This window comes from Paragemmobacter kunshanensis (genome assembly GCF_011059185.1).
Lineage (GTDB): Bacteria > Pseudomonadota > Alphaproteobacteria > Rhodobacterales > Rhodobacteraceae > Paragemmobacter > Paragemmobacter kunshanensis.
In genome coordinates, this window is the sequence record NZ_JAALFE010000017.1 from 1 (window position 1) to 20,394 (window position 20,394).

The 20,394-nt window shown below is 64.9% G+C and carries 23 protein-coding genes and 1 pseudogene; 9 read left to right on the plus strand and 15 right to left on the minus strand.

Going from position 1 to position 20,394, the window contains the following annotated elements:
• Positions 1-76: 76 nt before the first annotated feature.
• Positions 77-265: pseudogene (locus G5V65_RS15880) on the plus strand (response regulator transcription factor); the annotation flags it as partial.
• Positions 266-502: 237 nt separating this feature from the next.
• On the opposite strand, the gene G5V65_RS15885 reads toward G5V65_RS15880, so the two are convergent.
• Together G5V65_RS15885 and G5V65_RS15890 are read right to left on the minus strand one after the other, a co-directional pair.
• Positions 503-1,396 (minus strand): DMT family transporter, encoded by an 894-nt coding sequence (locus tag G5V65_RS15885; protein ID WP_165051972.1) that lies wholly within the window; start codon positions 1,394-1,396, stop codon positions 503-505.
• Positions 1,396-2,313 (minus strand): LysR family transcriptional regulator, encoded by a 918-nt coding sequence (locus G5V65_RS15890; protein ID WP_165051974.1) that lies wholly within the window; start codon positions 2,311-2,313, stop codon positions 1,396-1,398. Before G5V65_RS15890 ends, G5V65_RS15885 begins: the two co-directional genes overlap by 1 nt.
• Before the next feature lie 100 nt (positions 2,314-2,413).
• Here G5V65_RS15890 and G5V65_RS15895 point away from each other — a divergent pair, with 100 nt between their 5' ends.
• The gene (locus G5V65_RS15895; protein WP_165051976.1) at positions 2,414-3,736 is read left to right on the plus strand and encodes a serine hydroxymethyltransferase; all 1,323 of its coding nucleotides are present in this window, start codon (positions 2,414-2,416) and stop codon (positions 3,734-3,736) included.
• Here G5V65_RS15895 and G5V65_RS15900 read toward each other — a convergent pair.
• The 8 genes from G5V65_RS15900 to G5V65_RS15935 all read right to left on the minus strand — a co-directional run bounded on the left by G5V65_RS15900 (position 3,723) and on the right by G5V65_RS15935 (position 9,814).
• Entirely contained in the window at positions 3,723-4,214 is a 492-nt protein-coding gene (locus tag G5V65_RS15900) for a TetR/AcrR family transcriptional regulator (RefSeq protein WP_165051979.1), read from the minus strand. The genes G5V65_RS15895 and G5V65_RS15900 overlap by 14 nt on opposite strands.
• Positions 4,211-4,756, minus strand: a complete 546-nt coding sequence (locus tag G5V65_RS15905) for a dihydrofolate reductase family protein (protein ID WP_165051981.1) — start codon at positions 4,754-4,756, stop codon at positions 4,211-4,213. The genes G5V65_RS15900 and G5V65_RS15905 overlap by 4 nt, the downstream gene beginning before the upstream one ends.
• A gap of 56 nt (positions 4,757-4,812) precedes the next feature.
• Entirely contained in the window at positions 4,813-5,202 is a 390-nt protein-coding gene (locus G5V65_RS15910) for a type II toxin-antitoxin system VapC family toxin (RefSeq protein WP_165051983.1), read from the minus strand.
• Complete coding sequence (locus tag G5V65_RS15915; protein ID WP_165051985.1) at positions 5,199-5,429, minus strand: type II toxin-antitoxin system Phd/YefM family antitoxin; 231 nt, start codon at positions 5,427-5,429, stop codon at positions 5,199-5,201. The genes G5V65_RS15910 and G5V65_RS15915 overlap by 4 nt, the downstream gene beginning before the upstream one ends.
• Before the next feature lie 103 nt (positions 5,430-5,532).
• Positions 5,533-6,840 carry a type III glutamate--ammonia ligase gene (gene glnT, locus G5V65_RS15920; RefSeq protein WP_165051987.1) on the minus strand — a complete coding sequence of 436 codons (1,308 nt, stop codon included), beginning with the start codon at positions 6,838-6,840 and terminating at the stop codon, positions 5,533-5,535.
• A gap of 44 nt (positions 6,841-6,884) precedes the next feature.
• A complete protein-coding gene (locus G5V65_RS15925; protein WP_165051989.1) occupies positions 6,885-8,210 on the minus strand; it encodes an FMN-binding glutamate synthase family protein in 1,326 nt (441 codons plus the stop codon).
• Positions 8,211-8,223: 13 nt separating this feature from the next.
• Entirely contained in the window at positions 8,224-8,913 is a 690-nt protein-coding gene (locus tag G5V65_RS15930) for a GltB/FmdC/FwdC-like GXGXG domain-containing protein (RefSeq protein ID WP_165051991.1), read from the minus strand.
• Positions 8,914-8,917: 4 nt separating this feature from the next.
• The gene (locus tag G5V65_RS15935) at positions 8,918-9,814 is read right to left on the minus strand and encodes a class II glutamine amidotransferase (protein WP_165051993.1); all 897 of its coding nucleotides are present in this window, start codon (positions 9,812-9,814) and stop codon (positions 8,918-8,920) included.
• A gap of 276 nt (positions 9,815-10,090) precedes the next feature.
• Between G5V65_RS15935 and G5V65_RS15940 the strand changes: the two genes are divergently transcribed.
• Genes G5V65_RS15940 through G5V65_RS15965 form a run of 6 tightly spaced genes read left to right on the plus strand, consistent with a single transcriptional unit; the run spans position 10,091 to position 13,381 of the window.
• Positions 10,091-10,348, plus strand: a complete 258-nt coding sequence (locus G5V65_RS15940; protein WP_165051995.1) for a hypothetical protein — start codon at positions 10,091-10,093, stop codon at positions 10,346-10,348.
• A gap of 4 nt (positions 10,349-10,352) precedes the next feature.
• Positions 10,353-10,730 (plus strand): hypothetical protein, encoded by a 378-nt coding sequence (locus tag G5V65_RS15945; RefSeq protein WP_165051997.1) that lies wholly within the window; start codon positions 10,353-10,355, stop codon positions 10,728-10,730.
• Positions 10,731-10,743: 13 nt separating this feature from the next.
• On the plus strand, positions 10,744-10,905 hold the full coding sequence (locus G5V65_RS15950) for a hypothetical protein (protein ID WP_165051999.1): 162 nt from the start codon (positions 10,744-10,746) through the stop codon (positions 10,903-10,905).
• 11 nt (positions 10,906-10,916) lie between these two features.
• Complete coding sequence (locus G5V65_RS15955) at positions 10,917-12,356, plus strand: APC family permease (RefSeq protein WP_241250605.1); 1,440 nt, start codon at positions 10,917-10,919, stop codon at positions 12,354-12,356.
• 51 nt (positions 12,357-12,407) lie between these two features.
• Entirely contained in the window at positions 12,408-13,097 is a 690-nt protein-coding gene (locus G5V65_RS15960) for a hypothetical protein (RefSeq protein ID WP_165052002.1), read from the plus strand.
• Entirely contained in the window at positions 13,094-13,381 is a 288-nt protein-coding gene (locus G5V65_RS15965; RefSeq protein ID WP_165052004.1) for a hypothetical protein, read from the plus strand. Before G5V65_RS15960 ends, G5V65_RS15965 begins: the two co-directional genes overlap by 4 nt.
• Here the strand turns inward: G5V65_RS15965 and G5V65_RS15970 are convergent.
• From G5V65_RS15970 to G5V65_RS15990, 5 genes are all read right to left on the minus strand, one after another.
• Entirely contained in the window at positions 13,359-14,024 is a 666-nt protein-coding gene (locus G5V65_RS15970) for a helix-turn-helix domain-containing protein (protein ID WP_165052006.1), read from the minus strand. The two genes, G5V65_RS15965 and G5V65_RS15970, sit on opposite strands and share 23 nt — an antisense overlap.
• A gap of 199 nt (positions 14,025-14,223) precedes the next feature.
• Positions 14,224-14,790 carry a sarcosine oxidase subunit gamma gene (locus G5V65_RS15975; protein WP_165052008.1) on the minus strand — a complete coding sequence of 189 codons (567 nt, stop codon included), beginning with the start codon at positions 14,788-14,790 and terminating at the stop codon, positions 14,224-14,226.
• Positions 14,783-17,734 carry a sarcosine oxidase subunit alpha family protein gene (locus tag G5V65_RS15980; protein ID WP_165052011.1) on the minus strand — a complete coding sequence of 984 codons (2,952 nt, stop codon included), beginning with the start codon at positions 17,732-17,734 and terminating at the stop codon, positions 14,783-14,785. The genes G5V65_RS15975 and G5V65_RS15980 overlap by 8 nt, the downstream gene beginning before the upstream one ends.
• On the minus strand, positions 17,731-18,030 hold the full coding sequence (locus G5V65_RS15985; RefSeq protein ID WP_165052013.1) for a sarcosine oxidase subunit delta: 300 nt from the start codon (positions 18,028-18,030) through the stop codon (positions 17,731-17,733). The genes G5V65_RS15980 and G5V65_RS15985 overlap by 4 nt, the downstream gene beginning before the upstream one ends.
• 12 nt (positions 18,031-18,042) lie before the next feature.
• Entirely contained in the window at positions 18,043-19,293 is a 1,251-nt protein-coding gene (locus G5V65_RS15990; protein ID WP_165052015.1) for a sarcosine oxidase subunit beta family protein, read from the minus strand.
• A 214-nt stretch (positions 19,294-19,507) separates the two neighbouring features.
• Here G5V65_RS15990 and G5V65_RS15995 point away from each other — a divergent pair, with 214 nt between their 5' ends.
• A complete protein-coding gene (locus tag G5V65_RS15995) occupies positions 19,508-20,392 on the plus strand; it encodes an MBL fold metallo-hydrolase (RefSeq protein ID WP_165052018.1) in 885 nt (294 codons plus the stop codon).
• The last annotated feature ends 2 nt before the right edge of the window (positions 20,393-20,394 follow it).

Consider the following 20,394-nt stretch of genomic DNA (forward strand, 5'->3'; position numbering starts at 1 on the left):
TCATCATATCGGGGAGCAGCCACCCTGCTAGTCTTGATGGGGCTTAGGAGGCCGAGGACCCGCGATTACCCCATGTCGTCTGTCGGACAAGGAGATGATGGTCCTGTCCTATCTGGCCGAGGGCAAGCAGAACAAGGAAATCGCCAACGACCTGAAGCTGGCGGAGCCGACGATCAAGATGCATGTGACCAGCATCTGCAAGAAGCTGAACGCGTCGAACCGGACGCAGGCGGTGATCGTGGCGCGGGATCTGGGGCTGATCTGACACGTCGCGCAGGCAAATCCTGACGCAGGATTTGCGCCGCTTTCTGACGCAGAAAGCGGGGTCGGGCGGTCGTGCGGGACGCGTAAATCCTGCGTCAGGATTTGCCCCGTTTTCTGCGTCAGAAAGCGGATGCGAGGCCGGACGGTGCGCAGGGCGGCTGGCGTGGACGGGGGCTGTCTGCCCCCGCGGGGCGCGTGCCGCGCCCCTCCCCCGAGGATATTTGAGAACAGATGAAGGTCAGGCCGCTTCCGGGTTCGGGGGCGGGTTCTTCTTTCTTTCGCGGACCGAGATGTAGGTCGCGCAGGCGATGAGGATGGCGGTGCCGAGGAACGTCCAGCCATCGGGGAAGTCGCCGAAGAACCACCAGCCGGCAGCGGTGGCCATGATCATTTCCGTATAGGCGAGGGGCGCGAGAAGCGAGGCTTCGGCATGGTCGTAGGCGCGGACGATCAGGTAGTGGCCGGTGGTGGCGATGAGGCCGATGAGGAAGAGGAGGGCCCATTGCGCGGGGGTCGGGGATTCCCACAGGAGGAGGACCGGGAGGGCGATGAGGAGCGTGCCCATCAGGCTGGTGTGGAAGGTGGTGACCATGGCGGGGGCGCTGCCCGAGATGCGGCGGGTCATGGCGAAATAGACGGCGAGGCAGGCGCCCGCGCCGAGGGCGAGGAGGGTGCCGGGGTTCAGCTCGGTGAAGCCCGGGCGGATGATGATGAGGGTTCCCGCAAAGCCCACGGCGACGGCGGCCCAGCGGCGGGGGCCGACTTTTTCGTTCAGGACGAAGGGGGAGATGGCGGTGAGGATCAGGGGCTGGACGAAGAAGATCGCCAGCGCGTCGGCGATGGGGAGGTATTTCAGCGCCGAGAAGAAGAGGAAGGTCGCCGCGATGAGGAGGGCGGCGCGCAGCGTGTGATAGGCGGGGCGGTCGGGGCGGATGGCTTTGGCTCCGCCGTGGTGGAGGGTGAAGGGCAGCGTGAGGAGCGCGCCGAAGGCCATGCGCGCCCAGACGATCTGCAGGATCGGCATGCCCTGTTGGCCCAGCGTTTTTGCCACGACGTCGAGGAAGGGCAGCACCGCCATCGCGCCCAGCATGAGGGCGATGCCGATGATCGTGCAGGGCTTCTGGGGTTCCATCAGGGATGGGTAGCGGGTGGCGTGGGGGAAGCCAAGGGGGCGTTGTCGGCCGGCCTGTGGCGGAGCCAGTCGGCCACGAATTTCGCCGCCGTGCCTGCGCGGAGGGGACGGTCGGACCAGAGGCGGAGGCCGCGGGGCAGCGTGAGGCGTTGGGGGAAGGGGGCGACGAGGCGGCCGTCCTTCAGGTGGTTTGCGACGAGGGCTTCGTGGCCGATGAGGAGGCCTGCGCCGTTCACGCATTCCTCCACCGCCAGAGCGTAGAGCGAGAAGGTGGGGCCTTGGGGGATGTGGGGCGGGTCGGGCAGGGTTTGCGCCCAGAGCTGCCAGTCGTCGGACCACGTGGCGTCGGAGAGGCAGGGGAAGCGCGCGATGTCCTGCGGGGTTTTCAGGCGGGCGGCGAGGGAGGGGGCGCAGACGGGGAAGAGGGTGTCGGGTGTCAGGCGGCCCTGCGGTTCGGGGCCGAAGAAAAGCGACAGGTCATAGGGGCTGCGCTTCAGGTTCGGGGGGTGTTCTAGGGCGGTGATCGACACGGTGATGTCGGGTGCCGCCGCGCGCAGGGCCGGGAGGCGGGGGGAGAGCCAGAGTTGCGCGATGGCGGGCAGGGTGGCGATGTGGACGGTGCGGGGGGCGGCGGCGGCGCGGAGGTCGTTGATGGCCTGGCCCAGCGCGTCGAAGGCTTGGGTGAACTGCGGGAGGGATTGCTGGCCAAGGGTGGTGAGGCGGACGCCGCGTGGGGTGCGGGTGAAGAGGGGCGCGCCGAGGGTCTGTTCCAGTTGCTTGATATGGGCTGTCACCGCGCCGGGGGTGACGCCGAGTTCCTGGGCTGCGGCGGCGAAACCGTTCAGGCGGGCCGCGGCTTCGAAGGCGCGCAGCGCGGTGAGGGGGAGGTCCTTGGGGCGGGGTGGGGCGACGGGCATGGTGAGCCTTAGGTTTTCTGAGCCTAGATTTTCGCTTTTCTGATTTGCGGGCAAGGGGGGATGGTGGTGATCTGGCCGGGCAACAGAGGAGTTTCCGCCGATGACCCATCTTGAACGCCGCGCCTGGGTGCCTGCCGCCTGCGAGGATCATGTGATGACGCTGGCCGCGCAGGCCGCCGGGGCGAGTGCCGAGGCGGTGGAGGCGCGGCTGGAGGCGTTGATGGCGTGGAACAGCGAGATCCACGACAGGGAGTGTTTCAACCTGAACCCCGCGACGAATGTGATGAACCCGCGGGCGGAGGCGGCCTTGGCGCGGGGGTTGGGGTCGCGGCCATCGCTGGGCTATCCGGGCGACAAGTACGAGATGGGGTTGGAGGCGATCGAGGAGATCGAGGTCATCGCGGCGGAACTGGCGGCGGAGGTGTTCGGCGCTTCGTTTGCCGAGATCAGGTGCGCGTCGGGGGCGATGGCGAACCTGTACGGGTTCATGGCGCTGGCACAGCCGGGGGATGCGATCATCGCGCCGCCGCCCTCGGTCGGGGGGCATGTCACGCATCACAAGGCGGGGTGCGCGGGGCTGTACGGGTTGGTCACGCATGACGCGCCGGTGAATGCGGATGGGTATACGGTGGACCTTGGCGCGCTTCGGGAGTTGGCGCTGCGGGTGCGGCCGAAGATCATCACCATCGGCGGGTCGCTGAACCTGTTCGCCCATCCGGTGCGCGAGGTGCGGGCGATTGCGGATGAGGTGGGGGCGTGGGTCCTGTTCGATGCGGCGCATCAATGCGGGATCATCGCGGGGGGTGTCTGGGCGAACCCGTTGGACGAGGGGGCGCATCTGATGACGATGTCCACCTACAAGAGCCTTGGCGGGCCTGCGGGCGGGTTGATCGTGACGCGGGATGCGGGGATTGCGGAGCGGTTGGACCGGATCGCCTTTCCGGGGATGACGGCGAATTTCGATGCGGCGAAGTCGGCGGCCTTGGCGATCACGCTGCTGGATTGGCGGGTGCATGGCCGGGCCTATGCGCAGGCGATGGTGGATCTTGCGCGGGCGCTGGCGGGGGAGTTGGCGGCTTTGGGGCTGCCAGTGTTCGCGGCCGAGCGGGGGATGACGACGAGCCATCAGTTCGCGGTGGAGGCGGCGGCTTTGGGTGGCGGTCAGGCGGCGAGCAAGACCTTGCGGAAGGCGGGGTTCCTGGCCTGCGGGATCGGGTTGCCGATTGCCGCCGTGGACGGGGACCTGAACGGGCTCAGGATCGGGACGCCGGAACTGGTGCGGCGGGGGGTGACGGTGGCGGATGCGCCTGCGCTGGCGGCGCTGATCGCGGAAGGGCTGCGCGGGAACGATCCGGGGGCCGTGGCGGCGCGGGTGCGCGAGATGCGGGCGCGGTTCACGGGCGTGCATTTCATCCGGGACTAAGGGCGGTCAGCAGGGTTTCCAGTGCGGGAGTGGGGTCGTCGGGGGCCTGCGCCAATGCCATGCCGTGCGCCCAGTCGATCAGGATGTCGCGCCAGAGTTTGGCCTTTGCCGCGGGGAGGGTCTGGCGGAGGAGGGTTTCCAGCGCGTCGGTGATGCGTTGCGCCTCGTGCGGGAGGGGGCCGGGGATGCGGAAGAGTGCCAGCGTCAGGTTGGGATGGCGGCGGATGGTGGCGGTGTAGGCTGTGAGCAGGTCGCGGAGTGTCGCGCCGGTTACGCCTTCGTAGGTGCGGTCGGCCAGCGCTTGGATCAGGGCGTCGCGGGTGCCGATGTGGTGTTGCACCGCCATTGGCGTGACGTTCAGGCCTTGGGCAAGCGCGCGGATCGTCAGGGCGGTTTCGGATCGGTCGAGCAGGTGCAGCGCTTCGGTCAGGATCGCGTCCTGGGTCAGGCGCGGGGTGGTGGGGCGTCCGGGCTTCATGCCCTGCGCCATGTGGATTGGACGAGGCCGGAGGGGAAGGCCGTGGTCGCCTCATGCGCCAGCGCGATGTCGGCGGGGAGGGTGCCGAAGAGGGGGCGGCCTTGGCCCAGAAGGACGGGGGCGGTGGTGATGGTCAGCGTGTCGATCAGGCCGACGCGGAGGAAGGACTGGATGATCTGGCCGCCGTCGATATAGGCGCGGCGGTGGCCTTGGGTGGCGAGGTGGGCCATCGCTTCGTTGGGGGGCAGGTCCGAGAGCGTGACCTTGCCGTGCAGGTGGGCGGGAATGGTTTTCAGGCTGCGGGAAAGGACGAGGACCGGGAGGGTGTAGTGCCATTCCGGGAAGGTGAGGACGGATTCGAAGGTGCCGCGTCCCATGACGATGCAATCCATCGTTGCGATGAAGGCGTCGTAGCCGTGATCTTCGGTCGGGTCGTCGCGGGACAGCAGCCAGTCGAGCGTGCCGTCGGGGCGGGCAATGAAGCCGTCGAGGCTGGTGGCGATGAAGACGTGGCCGGTGGTGGGGCCGGTGATGGGGGGCATGGGGAGGTTCCGATTTATTTATACGATGTATAATTTAATCGGAGGCCTCTGCCAAGTCACCAGAAACAGGGAAGGTCCGGCAGGGTTGCGAAGGCGGGGTCTTTGGAGATCAGGAGAAGGCCCGTGACTTCGCAGGTTGCGGCGAGGATGCGGTCGAAGGGATCGCGGTGATCCCAGGGCATGGTCGCGGCGCGCAGGCAGATGTCGGGCGTGAGGGGGGCGGGACTGCCGCCCTGACGGTTGAGGATGGCGGAGAGGTCGTGGACGTGACGCTCCATCCCGGGCCATTTGCCGAGGCGGACTTTCTGGCCGATTTCGAAGAAGGTGATGGGGCTGACATGGACCGAGGTCGCGCCCGTGATCAGGGCGCGGGCGCGGGGGGAGAGGTTGTCGTCACCCGACAGGGACCAGACCCATGCATGGGTGTCGAGGAGGATGGCGGTCAATCGCGGGGCTCCCACCCGTCCAGGTCTTCGGGGGAGAGGGGGGCGAGGAAGTCGGGCGGCGTGCCGAGTTGCCCGGCGAGCAGGCCGAGGTGAAAGCCGCTTTGCGGGATCGGAACCAGACGTACAACGGGATGCGAGTCGCGGGCGATGACGACGTCTTCGCCTGCAAGGGCGGATTCGATCAGGCGCGACAGTTGGGTCTTTGCGGCGTGGATGTTGTACTGCATCGGATCACCTTGGCTAGGTTAGTCCATATAGTGCATCGGGGCGCAAAAAGAAACCCGCCAGATCGCTCTGGCGGGGAAGGGTCGCCCTCAGGGGGAAGGCGGATCAGATGTCGAGGGTGTTCTCATGCTCCCAGCGGGAGAAGTGGGAAACGAAGCTGTCCCATTCCTTGTGCTTGAGCTTGAGGTAGGCAGAGGAGAATTCCTCGCCCATCATGGCCTTGAGCGTCTTGTCCTTGTCGTATTCGCGCAGCGCGTCGAGCAGGTTCAGCGGCAGTTTCGGCGCGCCTTTGACGCTGTGGCCCTGCGTGTACATGTCGATGTCATAGCGCTTGCCCGGGTCGGCCTTGGTGCGGACGCCGTCGAGACCGGCCGCGATGATGACCGCCTGCAGCAGGTAGGGGTTCACGGCGCCGTCGGGCAGGCGCAGTTCGAAGCGGCCCGGGCCGGGGACGCGCACCATATGGGTGCGGTTGTTGCCCGTCCATGTCACGGTGTTGGGCGCCCAGGTCGCCCCGGACGAGGTGCGGGGAGCGTTGATGCGCTTGTAGCTGTTCACCGTGGGGTTGCAGATCGCGGCAAGGGCCGAGGCGTGCTTCATGATGCCGCCGAGGAAGTTGCGGCCCCGGTCCGAGAGGCCAAGTTCCTTGGTGTTGTCGGCAAAGGCATTGGTCTTGCCATCCAGCGACCAGACCGAGATATGGGCGTGGCAGCCCGAACCGGTGAGGCCCTTGAAGGGCTTTGGCATGAAGGTGGCGCGCAGGCCGTGCTTTTCGGCCACCGACTTCATCATGAACTTGAAGAAGCTGTGCTTGTCGGCGGTTTGCAGGGCGTCATCGTATTTCCAGTTCATCTCGAACTGGCCGATCGCGTCTTCGTGGTCGTTCTGGTAGGCCTCCCAGCCCAGTTCCAGCATGTAGTCGCAGACCTCGGAGATGACGTCGTAGCGGCGCATCACGGCCTGCTGGTCGTAGCAGGGCTTTTCCGCCGTGTCATAGGGATCAGCGGGCTTGTCGCCTTCGGGGGTGAGCAGGAAGAATTCCGGTTCCACCCCGGTCTTGATGCGCAGGCCTTCCTTGGCGGCTTCGTCGATCAGGTTCAGAAGCACGTTGCGCGGGGCCTGATTGACGGGCTTTTCCTCCATCACGCAGTTGGAGGCGACCCAGGCGACCTCTTTCTTCCAGGGCAGCTGGATGGCTGCCTCGGGGTCCGGAACGGCCATCATGTCGGGGTGGGCGGCGGTGAGATCGAGCCAGGTTGCAAAGCCTGCAAAACCTGCCCCGTCCACCGCCATGTCATTGATCGCCTGCGTGGGCACCAGTTTGGCCCGCTGACCCCCGAAGAGATCGGTGTAGGAAATCATGAAATACTTCACGCCCTTGGATTCGGCCCACTTGGCAAGATCTTTTGCCATCTAAAACTCCCTGTCCTGTTCTTTGATCGGCTTTGCGCCGTTGTTCAGAAACCGTTCTTGCCGGGGATCCAGCTTGTGCCTGCCAGCGGAACACCCGCCATGGCGGCGGATTCGATGGTGAGGGCGCAGAGATCCTCGGGTTCGAGGTTGTGGAGGTGATTCTTGCCGCAGGCGCGGGCGATCGTCTGTGCCTCCAGCGTCATCACCTTGAGGTAATTTTTCAAGCGGCGGCCGCCAAGGATGGGATCGAAGCGCTTGTAAAGCTCGGGGTCCTGGGTGGTGATGCCCGCGGGATCCTTGCCTTCGTGCCAGTCGTCATAGGCGCCTGCGGTGGTGCCGAGCTTGTTGTATTCGGCCTCAAGCGCCGGGTCGTTGTCGCCAAGCGCCACCAGCGCGGCGGTGCCGATGGCGACGGCGTCGGCGCCCAGCGCCATGGCCTTGGCCACATCGGCCCCGGTGCGGATGCCGCCCGACACGATCAGCTGCACCTTGCGGTGCATGCCGAGATCCTGCAGCGCCTTCACGGCCAGCGGGATGCAGGCGAGGATGGGCATGCCGACGTTTTCGATGAAGACGTCCTGCGTGGCGGCGGTGCCGCCCTGCATGCCGTCCAGCACCACGACGTCAGCGCCTGCCTTCACGGCGAGCGCGGTGTCATAGTAGGGGCGTGCGCCGCCGACTTTCACGTAGATGGGCTTTTCCCAATTCGTGATCTCGCGGATTTCGAGGATCTTGATTTCCAGATCGTCGGGACCCGTCCAGTCGGGGTGGCGGCAGGCGGAGCGCTGGTCGATGCCCTTGGGGAGGTTGCGCATCATGGCGACGCGGTCAGAGATCTTTTGCCCCAGCAGCATGCCGCCGCCGCCGGGTTTGGCGCCCTGCCCCACCACAACCTCGATCGCGTCGGCGCGGCGGAGGTCATCGGGGTTCATGCCATAGCGGGACGGCAGGTATTGGTAGACGAGGGTCTTGGAATGTCCGCGTTCCTCTTCCGTCATGCCACCGTCGCCGGTGGTGGTGGAGGTGCCGGCCGCCGAGGCGCCGCGACCGAGCGCTTCCTTGGCGGGGCCGGAAAGCGCGCCGAAGGACATGCCCGCGATGGTGATCGGGATGTCGAGGTGGATCGGGTTCTTGGCGAAACGGGTGCCGAGCCAGACGTCGGTTGCGCATTTCTCGCGGTAGCCTTCCAGCGGATAGCGGCTGATGGAGGCCCCGAGGAAGAGCAGGTCATCGAAATGGGGAAGCTTGCGCTTCGATCCGCCACCGCGGATGTCGTAGATGCCGGTTGCGGCGGCGCGGCGGATTTCGGCGTTGATGTCGTTGGAGAAAGTCCACGACTGCTTGGGCGGCGTATGGGGAAAATCGCTCATTCTTCTTGCAGCCTCAGTAGGACGACGCATTGTCGATATTGAAGGTGTAAAGCTTGCGGGCAGAGCCGTAGCGCTTGAATTCCTCGGGCTTGGCCAGATGGTCGGCTTCGCCCCGCTTTAGCAGATCGGCAAGGATGGCCAGGTGTTCGGGGCGCATTTCCTTTTCGATGCAGTCGGCACCGAGGGATTTGACCGAACCGCGCACGAAGAGGCGGGCCTCATAGAGCGAGTCGCCCAGCGCTTCTCCCGCGTCGCCCAGCACCACCATGTTCCCGGATTGGGCCATGAAGGCGGACATGTGGCCGATATTGCCATGCACGACGATGTCGATGCCCTTCATCGAGATGCCGCAGCGCGAGGAGGCGTTGCCCTTGATGACGAGAAGGCCGCCGCGTCCGGTGGCGCCTGCATACTGGCTGGCATCACCGTCGATGATGACGGTGCCCGACATCATGTTTTCGGCAACGCCGGGGCCTGCGGAGCCCTTCACCCGGACGGTCGCCTGTTTGTTCATCCCGGCGCAGTAATAGCCGGTGGAGCCGCGCACGGTGACGTCGACCGGGGCATCAAGGCCCACGGCGATGGCATGCGCGCCCTTGGGGTTGATGACTTCCCAGGAGGTCTGGTTGGTCTGGCCCTTGAGGGCGTGGAGCGTCGAGTTCAGCGCCCGCAACCCTTGGGCGGAAAGATCGAATGTCTGCATGGTCTCAGCGTTCCCAGAAGTAGACGGTGGCAGGCTCGGGTTCCCAGACGCGGGCGGATTCGATGCCCGGCAGGTTGACCATCGCGCGGTATTCGGAGCCGAAGGCGACGTATTGATCGGTTTCGGCCATGACGGCGGGTTTGCAGGCGATCGGGTCGCGGACGACGCCGAAGCCGTTCTTGGTGCCGACGACGAAGGTGAAGAAACCGTCGAGGTCGGTCAGCGTGGCCTCCATCGCCTCGCCCAGTTTGGCGCCTTCCTGCAGTTTGTGGCTGATGAAGGCGGCGGCGACTTCGGTGTCGTTCTCCGTCTCGAACGTCATGCCCGCCTGACGCAGCACGCGGCGGACGGAGTTGTGATTCGAGAGCGAGCCGTTATGGACGAGGCACTGGTCGGACCCGGTGGAGAAGGGGTGCGCGCCCATGGTGGTGACGGCGGATTCGGTGGCCATGCGGGTGTGGCCGATGCCATGCGTGCCCGACATGCGCGAGACTTCGAAGCGCGCGGCGACGTCCTTGGGAAGGCCCACTTCCTTGTAGATTTCAATGCCTTCGCCCGCCGACATCACCTTGGCCTTGGGGCGCAGGTCGCGCATGGCGTGGCGGGCGGCCTCGATCCGGTCTTCGGGCAGTTCGAGAACCATGTGGGTGTCCTTGACCTGCCCCGTCACCTTGGCGGCGATGGCCTTTCCGAGATCATCCGCAAGGGAGGCGAAGTCGGCATCCGGGTTGGCGGATTGCACGGTCAGCTTGGCCTTGCCCTTTTCGGGGCGGCCATAGATCGCGATCCCGGCACTGTCGGGGCCACGGTCCGTCATGGTGATCAGCATGTCGGTGAGCATGGCACCGAGCTGCGGTTCAAGCTTGGGGTCCTTCAGGAATAGACCGACGATTCCACACATGGCATCGACTCCTCTGTTCGCATCTGGGGCTCACGCTAGCACCGAAGATTTCGCCGCTCAACTGGGAAGAAACTTTTTTAACTGGGGGGCAATGATTTTTTCTTTGTGCCCATTTTCTGTGCAAACCCTTTGACAGAATGCCGCAGGAGTGTTTCCTTCAGGAAAAGAAAGTTCACGCAGAGAGAACACCTGCGCGCCATGGCCCGGGCGCGGATCAGGGAAAAAGCGGGGCCTAGGGAGGAAACTGTGTCAGACCTGAGTGCAAGGATCGAAGCCATGCACAAGCGGGACGTGTCCATCGCATGGGCATTCGTCATCGGTTTGTGGCTGGCTGTCATCTTCGTGGCGATTGCCACCTGGTCCCTCGCGCCGACATCGGGTGCGCGGGCCATGCTTCTGATCGGCGGAGGGGCCGTGCTGGTTCTGAATACCGCCGCGATCATGGCGATGCTGCACCATTACCGCGAGGATCGCGACTTCATGTATGGGCTGGACATCAAGTTCCTTGATGAAGCCCGTGCCGCGAAGAGGTGACCGGATGGCACGCTACATTCCCCCGAAGCAAAGCAAGATCGGGCAGGTGATCGACGTGATCGTGCTGCTGGTCCTGTCCATCGGCGCGCTTTACATCCCGCTGTGGCTGGGCCTGGCCGGATCGTCCAAGCTGCCGCTGCCTGCCGACAACCCGACCTGGGAAAGCCTTGGCCAGAACGCGGTGATGGTCGAGCGCTGGGAGGCGCTGGGTTACGACCCGGCTTCGGCGCATGACATGATCACGGCGCGGTTCGACTATTCCTTCACCTGGGGCGCGCTGGCGCTGATGGTGGTGGTGATCGTCGGCTACTTCCTGATGATGCTGCGGCTTTCCGAAAAGGAATACCGCGAGGTCATCGCCGAAAAGTTCGAAGGCAAGTGAGGGAGCGCAAGACATGTGGCCAATGATCGAGACCGGCGCATGGGTGCTTTCCGCACTCTTCGCGCTGCACATGGTGTGGGACTGGTACAAGACCGACAGCACCTATTCCGAAGACGTCCTCACCTCATCCCGCGAAGGCGAGATCGAGGCGATGACCGAACAGCACAAGCTTTGAGGGGGTGAGAGATGGCTGATACCGACATCACCTCGAAGACGATGGATGGCATGGGGCCGCATGGCACCAAGGTCGGCCTGCTGCGGGTTCTTGGGCCTGCCCATGTCTGGGCGCTGGGCGTGGGGATCGTGCTGGTGGGCGAATACATGGGCTGGAACTTTGCCGTGGGCAAAGGCGGGGCCTATGCGGCGCTGATCGCCTGCTGGTTCGCGGGGATCCTGTATTCCTGCGTGGCCATGATCGATTCGGAGGTGACTTCGACTGTCGCCGCTGCGGGCGGACAGTATACGCAGGCCAAGCATATCGTGGGGCCGCTGATGGCGTTCAACGTCGGCCTCTATCTGGTGTTCGCCTATACGATGCTGGAGGCGGGGAATGCGATCACGCTGGGATACCTCATCTCGGTCGCGGCCGACATGACGGGGGCGACGGAGGCGCTGGACCAGCGGCCCTTCATCATTCTGGCGATCATGTTCCTGGCCTGGCTGAACTATCGCGGTGTGCTGGCGACGCTGACCTTCAACCTGGTGATCACGGCCTTTGCCTTTTGCGCGATCATCCTGTTGTTCTTCGCCTCGGCCCCGTGGAGCGAGGGGACGATGCTGGCCCATGCCGACCTGATGTCAGGGCAGGCCGCCCTGCCCTATGGCTGGCTGGGGGTGCTGGCGGCGATGCATTTCGGGCTGTGGTTCTACCTTGGCATCGAAGGCACGACGCAGGCGGCAGAGGAAGTACGGTCACCCGCGCGGTCGCTACCCTTCGGCACGCTGGCGGGGATCATGACGCTGCTGATCGCGGCGACACTGACCTGGTATATCTGCGTGGGCTATCTGCCCTGGGAATATCTGGGTGACGGGGTGAACGGGGCGGTGGCGCCGCTGTTCAGCGCGGCGCAGATGACGGGTTCGGACGGGCTGATCCTGATCCTTGGCTTCGGGACGCTGTTTGCGACGCTGGCCTCGGCCAATGGCTGTATCAACGATGCGTCGCGGGCGTGGTTTTCCATGGGGCGCGACCATTACCTGCCGCAGTGGTTCGGGGCGGTGCATCCGACCTATCGCACGCCCTATCGCGCGATCCTCTTCCTTGTTCCCATCGCGCTGATCTTTGCGCTGGGGGCGCCACTCGATCAGGTGATCACCTTCTCGATCCTGTCGGGGCTCTTGGGATATACGTTCATGCCCATCAACGTGATCCTGTTCCGCAGGAAGTGGCCGCTGGACACGATCAAGCGGGGCTATGTGCATCCGTTCCATCCGATCCCGGCGCTGGTTCTGCTGGCGCTGTGTTCGGTGACCTATTTCGCGGTGTTCCTGGGCTATGGCACGCAGCTTATCGCGATGGTCAGTTTCTATATCGTGGTGTCGCTGTGGTTCCACTTCTGGCGCTATCGGTTCGTGAAGCGGGCGGATCAGTTCACGATGCCCTGGCCGAAGCCGCGCGGATACTGACACTGGATCGGCCCGCTTGACGCGGGCCGGTTCCCGGACCGAAATGGAAGAATGACAGATTTTCCGATGATCGCGGTGGCGGCGCTGGCCCTTGGGACCGGCGCCGCTGTCATCTGGGCGCTGGGCCGGGCGCAGGGCGCGCGGGCCGCGCGGCGGGCAGGCTATCTGGCGGCCGGGGCCACGCTTTTGACGGACCGGGTGGAGGTGCTGCAACCTTCGGGTTTTCCGCGGCTTTCCGGGCAGCATGAGGGCGCGCAGTTCGACCTGCAGGTGGTGCCCGACACGCTGAGTGTGCGCAAGCTGCCGGCGCTTTGGGTTCTGGTCAGCCTGCCCGATCCGCTGCCCATCCATGACACGGTCGATCTGATGATGCGCCCGACTGGGATGGAGACGTTTTCGAATTTCGGGCGGCTGCCGGTGCAGGTGCCCGCGCCGCCCGGCTTTCCGCCGGACTGCGCGATCCGCACCGATGCGCCGGGGGCGATGCCCTTTGCCGAGGCCGTGCGCGAGGTGCTGGCCTCGGTCGACATGCAGAGATTGAAGGAAGTGCTGGTCACGCCCAAGGGGGTGCGGCTGGTCTTTCTGGCGGAAGAGGCGCAACGGTCGCGATACCTGCTGTATCGCGATGCGGAAATGGGGCGGGAGCCCCTGCCCCCGGCCCGGCTTGCGCCGTTCCTGGCGGCGGCGCAGGGGCTGCGGCGCGCGGTTCTGGCAGAGGTGGAGGCAAGGCAGAAGACATGAGGAAACCGTTGAACCCCTATCTGGTTCTGGCCATTGCCATCGCGCTTCCGGGTGTGGGGCAGGTGGTGAACCGCCAGCCCCTGCGCGGGCTGATCTTCCTGTTCTTCACCATCCTGCTGGGGGCCTATACCGTGAAGACCGCCGCGCCCGAGGTTTCGATGATCGGCAAATATGCCGGCGGGATCTTTGTCTGGGCCATCGCCATTCTGGACGCCTACAAGGTGGCGCGGGTCAGATACGAGGTCTGGCGTCACGCCGCCGTCACGCCTGCGGATAGCAGATGATCGACAGATAGCGCGCGGGCAGTTTCACAAGCACTTCGGGGCCGTGCTGGGCATCGGCATCGAAGAACAGGCTGTCGCCCGGTTCGAGGTGGAAAAGCTGATCGCCGTGGCGGTATTTCACTTCACCTTCAAGCATGTAGAGCAGTTCGATCCCGTCATGCTGAAAGGTGGGGAAGGTATCGGATTCCGCGGTCAGGGTGATGAGATAGGGTTCCACCACGACGCCCGAACTGTTCGATCCGATATGGCCCAGAAGGTGATACTGGTGCCCCGCGCGGGTGCCGCGGCGTTCGATTTCCAGATGCTCGCCGGATTTGACGTGCTGGACTTCGCGGCGTTCCTCGAAGCCGCGGAAGAAGGAGGTGATGGGGGTGGAAAAGGCGTGCGAAAGGATCTGCAGGGTGGTGAGCGAGGGCGAGGTGATGCCGTTCTCGATCTTGGAGAGCATTCCGATGGAGAGGCCCGTGACCGCGGCGAGGTCTGCCACCGTCATGCCCTGCTGGCGGCGGAAGGCGCGGACGGATCGGCCGATGGCCATTTCGAGATTGCGTTCCGCCAGTTCGCGGACACGGTGAGGATCCTGGCTGAAGACAGGTTTGGATTTGGGGATCGTGGTTTCCGGTGCCGTATCCTGATCTGTCATACATACCCGCCAAGTAAACAAAGGTGATATCTTTTTTACTATAGGGAAAGTCGGCAATCGGACAAGTCGGCAAAACCGATGTGCCGCAGGCGGTGCAGACAAATGGTGCAGCAGCGCGTATGCACGCGGGCCGGGCGGTGAGGGTTCAGGACGGATACACCCGCGCCACGGGTCAGGCCCGAAGCGCGGGGTCTTTGGGTCAGAAGGCCGAGCGCGCCGCCGTTTCCAGCGCGTGGAACACCGATGCGGCGGAGGAGCGAGGGCCGATGACCGACAGGTGGCCTTCGGCGCGGATGACGACATAGCAGCCCAGGTGTTCGATCACCGTCCGCGTGGCCGATCCGGGGCCATGGGCGCGGAGGTCGAAGTTGCAGAGGCGTTCGAACATGGCGGGCAGGTCCGCGCCCGTCACGTCAAACCGCGCCCATGCGTCGGTCTGTTCGGTGATCGACGCGGTTTCGCCGAAATGGGGTTTGAGGATCGCCACGATATCTTCATGCGTGGCGAAGGGGGCCTCGACCATCCACATGTCGGGCGAGAGCCAGAAGGTGGCATAGGTCGCGGCCTTTGCCGCCTTGCCGGGGGGTGGCAGGGGGATGCCTGCGGCATCCGCGATGTCGGCGACGGCCTTCCCCTCACCCATGCGGGCGGCGAGGGAGGCGAGGGCGGTGTCCACGACTTCGGTGATCGTGACGGGGCCGAGGGTGACGCTGTGGGGGACGTCATGGCCAAGGGGGGTGATCGGTTTCAGGCGATGGTCAGCCACGGAGGCGTTCTCCTTCCGGGTCGAAGAAGTGGGGCGAGACGATTTCGACCTCTACCTCTGTCTTGGCGAGCAGGTTCACGGCGCGCATGCGGTCGCCGATGCCGGCCGAGCCGTTCTTGAGGTAGCCGAGCGCGATGGAGCAGCCGAGGTGGGGCGAATAGACCACCGAGGTGAGCCAGCCGCCATCATTCGCCGCCGTCGCCGCCGCGCCCTTGTCGAGGAAGTGGGAGCCTGCGGTGAGGGGTTGCGACGGGTCCACGGGTTTGACGCCGACGATGCGGAGGCCCTTTTCATCGGTCAGGCCTTCGCGTTGCGAAAGGACCATGCCGATGCTGTCCTTCTTCTTCGACACCATCTTGCCCAGGCCCATGTTGAGCGCGGTGGTCTGGCCGTTGAGTTCGTTCCCCGCGACGTGGCCCTTTTCGACGCGCATGACGCCCAGGGATTCCGTGCCATAGGCGACGGCGCCGAAGTCTTCGCCTGCCTTCATCAGCTCGCGGATCATGGCGTCGCCGTAGCGGGTGGGGACGGCGATTTCATAGGCCAGTTCGCCCGAGAAGGAGATGCGGAAGAGCCGCGCGCGCAGGCCGCCGCAGACGGTGATGTTGGCGCAGGCCATGTAGGGGAAGGCGGCGTCCGAGATGTCCTGATCCACCACCTTTTGCAGCAGTTTGCGCGCGTTGGGTCCGGCGACGGAGAATTGCGCCCAGGCCTCGGTCGTGGAGATCAGTTGCACGTCCATGTCGGGATAGAGGCATTGGCGGACATATTCCATGTGCCGGAAGACGGGGACGGCGTTGGCGGTGGTGGTGGTGGTGACCCATTCGTTTTCGCCAAGGCGGGCGGTGGTGCCGTCATCCATGACGATCCCGTCTTCGCGCAGCATCAGGCCATAGCGGACCTTGCCGACGGGAAGGGTGGAGAAGGTGTTGGCATAGACGCGGTCGAGGAAGGCGCCTGCGTCGCGGCCTTGGATGTCGATCTTGCCCAAGGTCGTGACGTCGCAGATGCCGACGGAGGCGCGGGTTTGCAGGACCTCGCGGTCGACCGACTGGCGCCATGTGGTTTCACCCGGTTTGGGGAACCATTGCGCGCGGAGCCACATGCCGACTTCGACGAAGATGGCGCCCTGTTCGCTGGCCCATTTGTGCGAGGGGGTCAGGCGGGTGGGTTTGAAGTCATGCCCGCGCGAGCGCCCGCCCAGCGCGCCCATGGCGACGGGGGTGTAGGGCGGGCGGTAGATCGTGGTTCCCGTTTGCGGGATCGTGCGTCCCGTCAGTTCGGCCATGATGGCGAGGCCGGTGACGTTGCTGGTCTTGCCCTGATCCGTTGCCATGCCGAGCGTGGTGTAGCGTTTCAGGTGTTCGACGGAGGTGAAGTTTTCCTGTTTGGCGAGTTTGACGTCCTTGACCGTGACGTCGTTCTGCTGGTCGATCCAGGCGCGGCCCTTGCCTTCGTGGACATACCAGAAGGGGGTGAGGTTGAGGGGGGCGTCTTCGGCCTTGGGGATGTCTGCCGTGTGGGTTTTGAGGCCGAGCGCCTCCAGCGCGGCGTTGGCCTGCGCCGCGCCCGTGGAAAGGGCGGCGTGGGTGGAGAGCGCGCCTGCGGCTGCCCCTGCAGCGGTCAGGTTCCTGGGGCCGTCAGTGGGCGGGGTGAAGGCGTGGATCGCGTCGTTCCAGACGGGGCGGCCCCGGTGGTGGCTGGCGATATTGAGGTTGGGGTTCCAGCCGCCCGAGACGCCGAGGGCGTTGACGGAGAGGGTTTCCGAACGACCGTTCGCGTGGCGGATGGTGATGGATTTCAGGCCGAGTTTGCCTGCCGTGTCGATCACCTGCGCGCCTTTGAGGTGGCGGATGCCGGGAAGGAGGTCGCCTTCCTGCCGCGTGTCGATGACGGCGGCGATGTCGATGCCTTTGGCCTGAAGGTCGGTTGCGGTGCGCAGGCCGTCGTCATTGTTGGTGAAGACGGCGACGCGGTCGCCCACGGCCACGGCGTAGCGGTTGGCATAGGTGCGGAGTGCGCCTGCCAGCATGATGCCGGGGCGGTCGTTGTTTTCGAAGGCGATGGGGCGTTCGGTGGCGCCGCCTGCGAGGATGGCTTGGCGCGAATAGATGCGCCAGAGGATCTGGCGGGGTTTGCCGGGGGCGGGGACAGGCAGGTGGTCGGAGACGCGTTCAACGGCGGAATAGATGCCGTGGTCCATCGCGCCCAGCACGGTGGTGCGGGGCATGAGCCGGACGTTGGGCATTTGCGCCAAGGTGCGGACGGTGTCTTCGGCCCAGTCGGCGCCCGAATGGTTGCCGATGGTCAGGGTTTCGGCGTTGAGGCGGCCGCCCATGCGGAAATCCTCATCCGCGAGGATGACGCGCGCGCCCGCGCGGCCTGCGGTGAGCGCCGCCATCAGGCCTGCGGGACCCGCGCCGATGATCAGGATGTCGCAGTGGAGGAAGCCTTTGTCGTATTGATCGGGGTCTTCTTCGCGGGTGAGGGAGCCGAGGCCTGCGGCGCGGCGGATGATGGGTTCGTAGATCTTTTCCCAGAAGGACGCGGGCCACATGAAGGTCTTGTAGTAGAAGCCTGCGGCGAAGAAGGGGGAGAGGCGGTCGTTGATCCCCATCAGGTCGAATTTGAGCGAGGGGAAGCGGTTCTGGCTGTTGGCTTCCAGCCCGTCGAAGAGTTCGGCCACGGTGGCGCGGGTGTTGGGTTCCTGCCGCGCGCCGGTGCGCAGTTCGACGATGGCGTTGGGTTCTTCGGACCCTGCCGAGATCGGGCCGCGCGGGCGGTGGTACTTGAAGCTGCGGCCCATGAGGCGGACGCCGTTCGCGAGCAGGGCGGAGGCCAGCGTGTCACCCGGGTGGCCCGTGTAGGGGTGGCCGTCGAAGGTGAAGCGGAGCGTTTTGGTGCGGTCGATCTGGCCGCCATTGATGCGGTTCTCTTGCGTCATTTGCTGCGCCCCTTTGCGCGTGCCACATCGCGGGCGAGTTCGACCTTCGTGATCTCGTGCGTCACGGTGTTGCGGGTGACGACCAGCCATGAGCGGTCGCCCTGTTCGTGGAACCAAAGCTCGCGGTGTTCGCCTGCGGGGTTGTCGCGCAGGTAGAGGTAGTCGTGGAAGGCGTCCAGCGCAGCCTCGGTCGAGGGGAAGGAGAGCGCGTCGGGCCGGTCGATCAGGGCGGCGTCGCCGAGATAGGTGAATTCCTGCGCGTCGCGGGGGCCGAGGAGGGGGTGGTTGATGATCATCTGTCGGCCCTCTCAGTGCAGGTTGGGCTGCGCGCCCTGCCCTTTTTCGTCGATCATCAGGCCCTTGCGGAAGCGATCGAAGCGATAGGCGGTGGCGGTGGGATGGGGTTTGTCGGTGGCGAGGAGATGCGCGAAGCACCAGCCGGAGGCGGGCGTGGCCTTGAACCCGCCATAGCACCAGCCGCCGTTGAAATAGAGGCCGTCGATATGGGTGCGGTCGATGATGGGCGATCCGTCCATCGACATGTCCATGATCCCGCCCCATGAGCGGAGAAGGCGCGCGCGGCCGATCATGGGCATGAGGGACATGCCGCCTTCGGCCACGTCTTCGACCACGGGCATGTTGCCGCGTTGGGCGTAGGAGTTGTAGCCGTCGATATCGCCGCCGAAGACGAGGCCGCCCTTGTCGGATTGGCTCACGTAGAAATGGCCTGCGCCATAGGTCATCACCCCGTCGATCAGGGGTTTCAGGCCTTCGGAGACGAAGGCCTGAAGGACGTGGGATTCCATCGGCAGGCGCATGTTGACGTGGGACATGACCTTGGACGACGAGCCTGCGACGGCGACGCCGACCTTTTTCGCGCCGATGAAGCCGCGGGTGGTTTCGACGCCGGTGACGCGGCCGCCTTCGGTGCGGATGCCGATGACTTCGCAGTTCTGGATCAGGTCCACGCCGCGCTGGTCTGCGCCGCGCGCATAGCCCCAGGCGACGGCGTCATGGCGGACGGTGCCGCCGCGCCGCTGCATCAGGGCGCCCTTGATGGGGAAGCGGGCATTGTCGAAGTTCAGGAAGGGATACATGGCGCGGACCTGATCGCGGTTCAGGAGTTCCGCGTCCGCCCCGTGCAGGATCATCGCATTGCCGCGCCTTGTATAGGCGTCGCGCTGCGCGTCGGTGTGGTAGAGGTTGATGATGCCGCGCTGGGACACCATGGCGTTGTAGTTGAAGTCCTGCTCCAGCCCTTCCCAGAGTTTGAGCGAGAATTCGTAGAAGGGTTCGTTGCCATCAAGCAGGTAGTTGGAGCGGATGATGGTGGTGTTCCGCCCCACATTGCCGCCGCCGAGATAGCCCTTTTCCAACACCGCGATGCGGGCCTGTTTGAATTCCTTGGCAAGGTAATAGGCCGTGGCGAGGCCGTGGCCACCGCCGCCTACGATGATGTAGTCGTAGGAGGCTTGCGGTTCGGGGTCGCGCCATGCGGGTTTCCACCCTTTGTGGCCTGTGAGGGCCTCGGCGATCACACGGAAGCCGGAATAGCGCATGGTCGGTTCCCACCGTTGTTGTTGGGCGGAATATGCGCCTGCGGCAGGACAAAGCACCCGCCATTTCCGCCATCGGCCATTCCGGAACCGACTCCTTTCCTTTTGTGATCCGTGCTATCCCACGGGAGCCGGACCGCTTTGCCGTGATTTCACATTGCAAAATTTGAATGTATCTCTATATCCCGGGGGAGACGACCAGAAAGCGAGGCCACGCATGACCACCTATCCTGTCGACATGTCCCTGTCGCCCGAAGTGAAGGGTTTCTTCGACCCGGCGACGAACACGATCAGCCATGTGGTGCGCGACCCGGGTTCGACGGCCTGCGCGGTGATCGATTCCGTGATGGACATAGATTACGCGGCCGGGCGGATCACCTATGACCATGCCGACGAGATCATCGCCTATATCCAGGGCAAGGGCTGGACTCTGGAATGGCTGATCGAGACCCATGTCCATGCCGACCATCTGTCAGCCGCGCCCTATATTCAGGAAAAGCTGGGCGGAAAGATCGGGATCGGCGCAAACATCACCATCGTGCAGGACACGTTCGGGAAGATCTTCAACGAGGGGACCGAGTTCCAGCGCGATGGCAGCCAGTTCGATGCGCTGTTCCAGGACGGGGATCGCTATCGCATCGGGGGGATGGAAGCCTTCGTGATCCATACGCCGGGGCATACGCCCGCCTGCATGACGCATGTGATCGGGGATGCGGCCTTTGTGGGGGATACGCTGTTCATGCCGGATGGCGGATCGGCGCGGGCGGATTTTCCGGGGGGCGATGCGGGGGTTCTGTATGACAGCATCCAGAAGGTGCTGTCGCTGCCCGACGAGATGCGGCTGTTCATGTGCCACGATTATGGCCCCAACGGCCGCGACATCCAGTGGGAGACCACGGTCGGCGAGGAGAAGGCGCATAACATCCATGTGGGTGCGGGCGCGACGCGGGAAAGCTTCATCAAGTTCCGGACCGAGCGCGATGCGACGCTGGCCATGCCGAAGCTGATCATCCCGTCCCTGCAGGTGAACATGCGGGCGGGCGAGATTCCGACCGATGCCAGCGGGCGGCCGATGCTGAAGGTGCCGGTGAACGGTCTGTGATG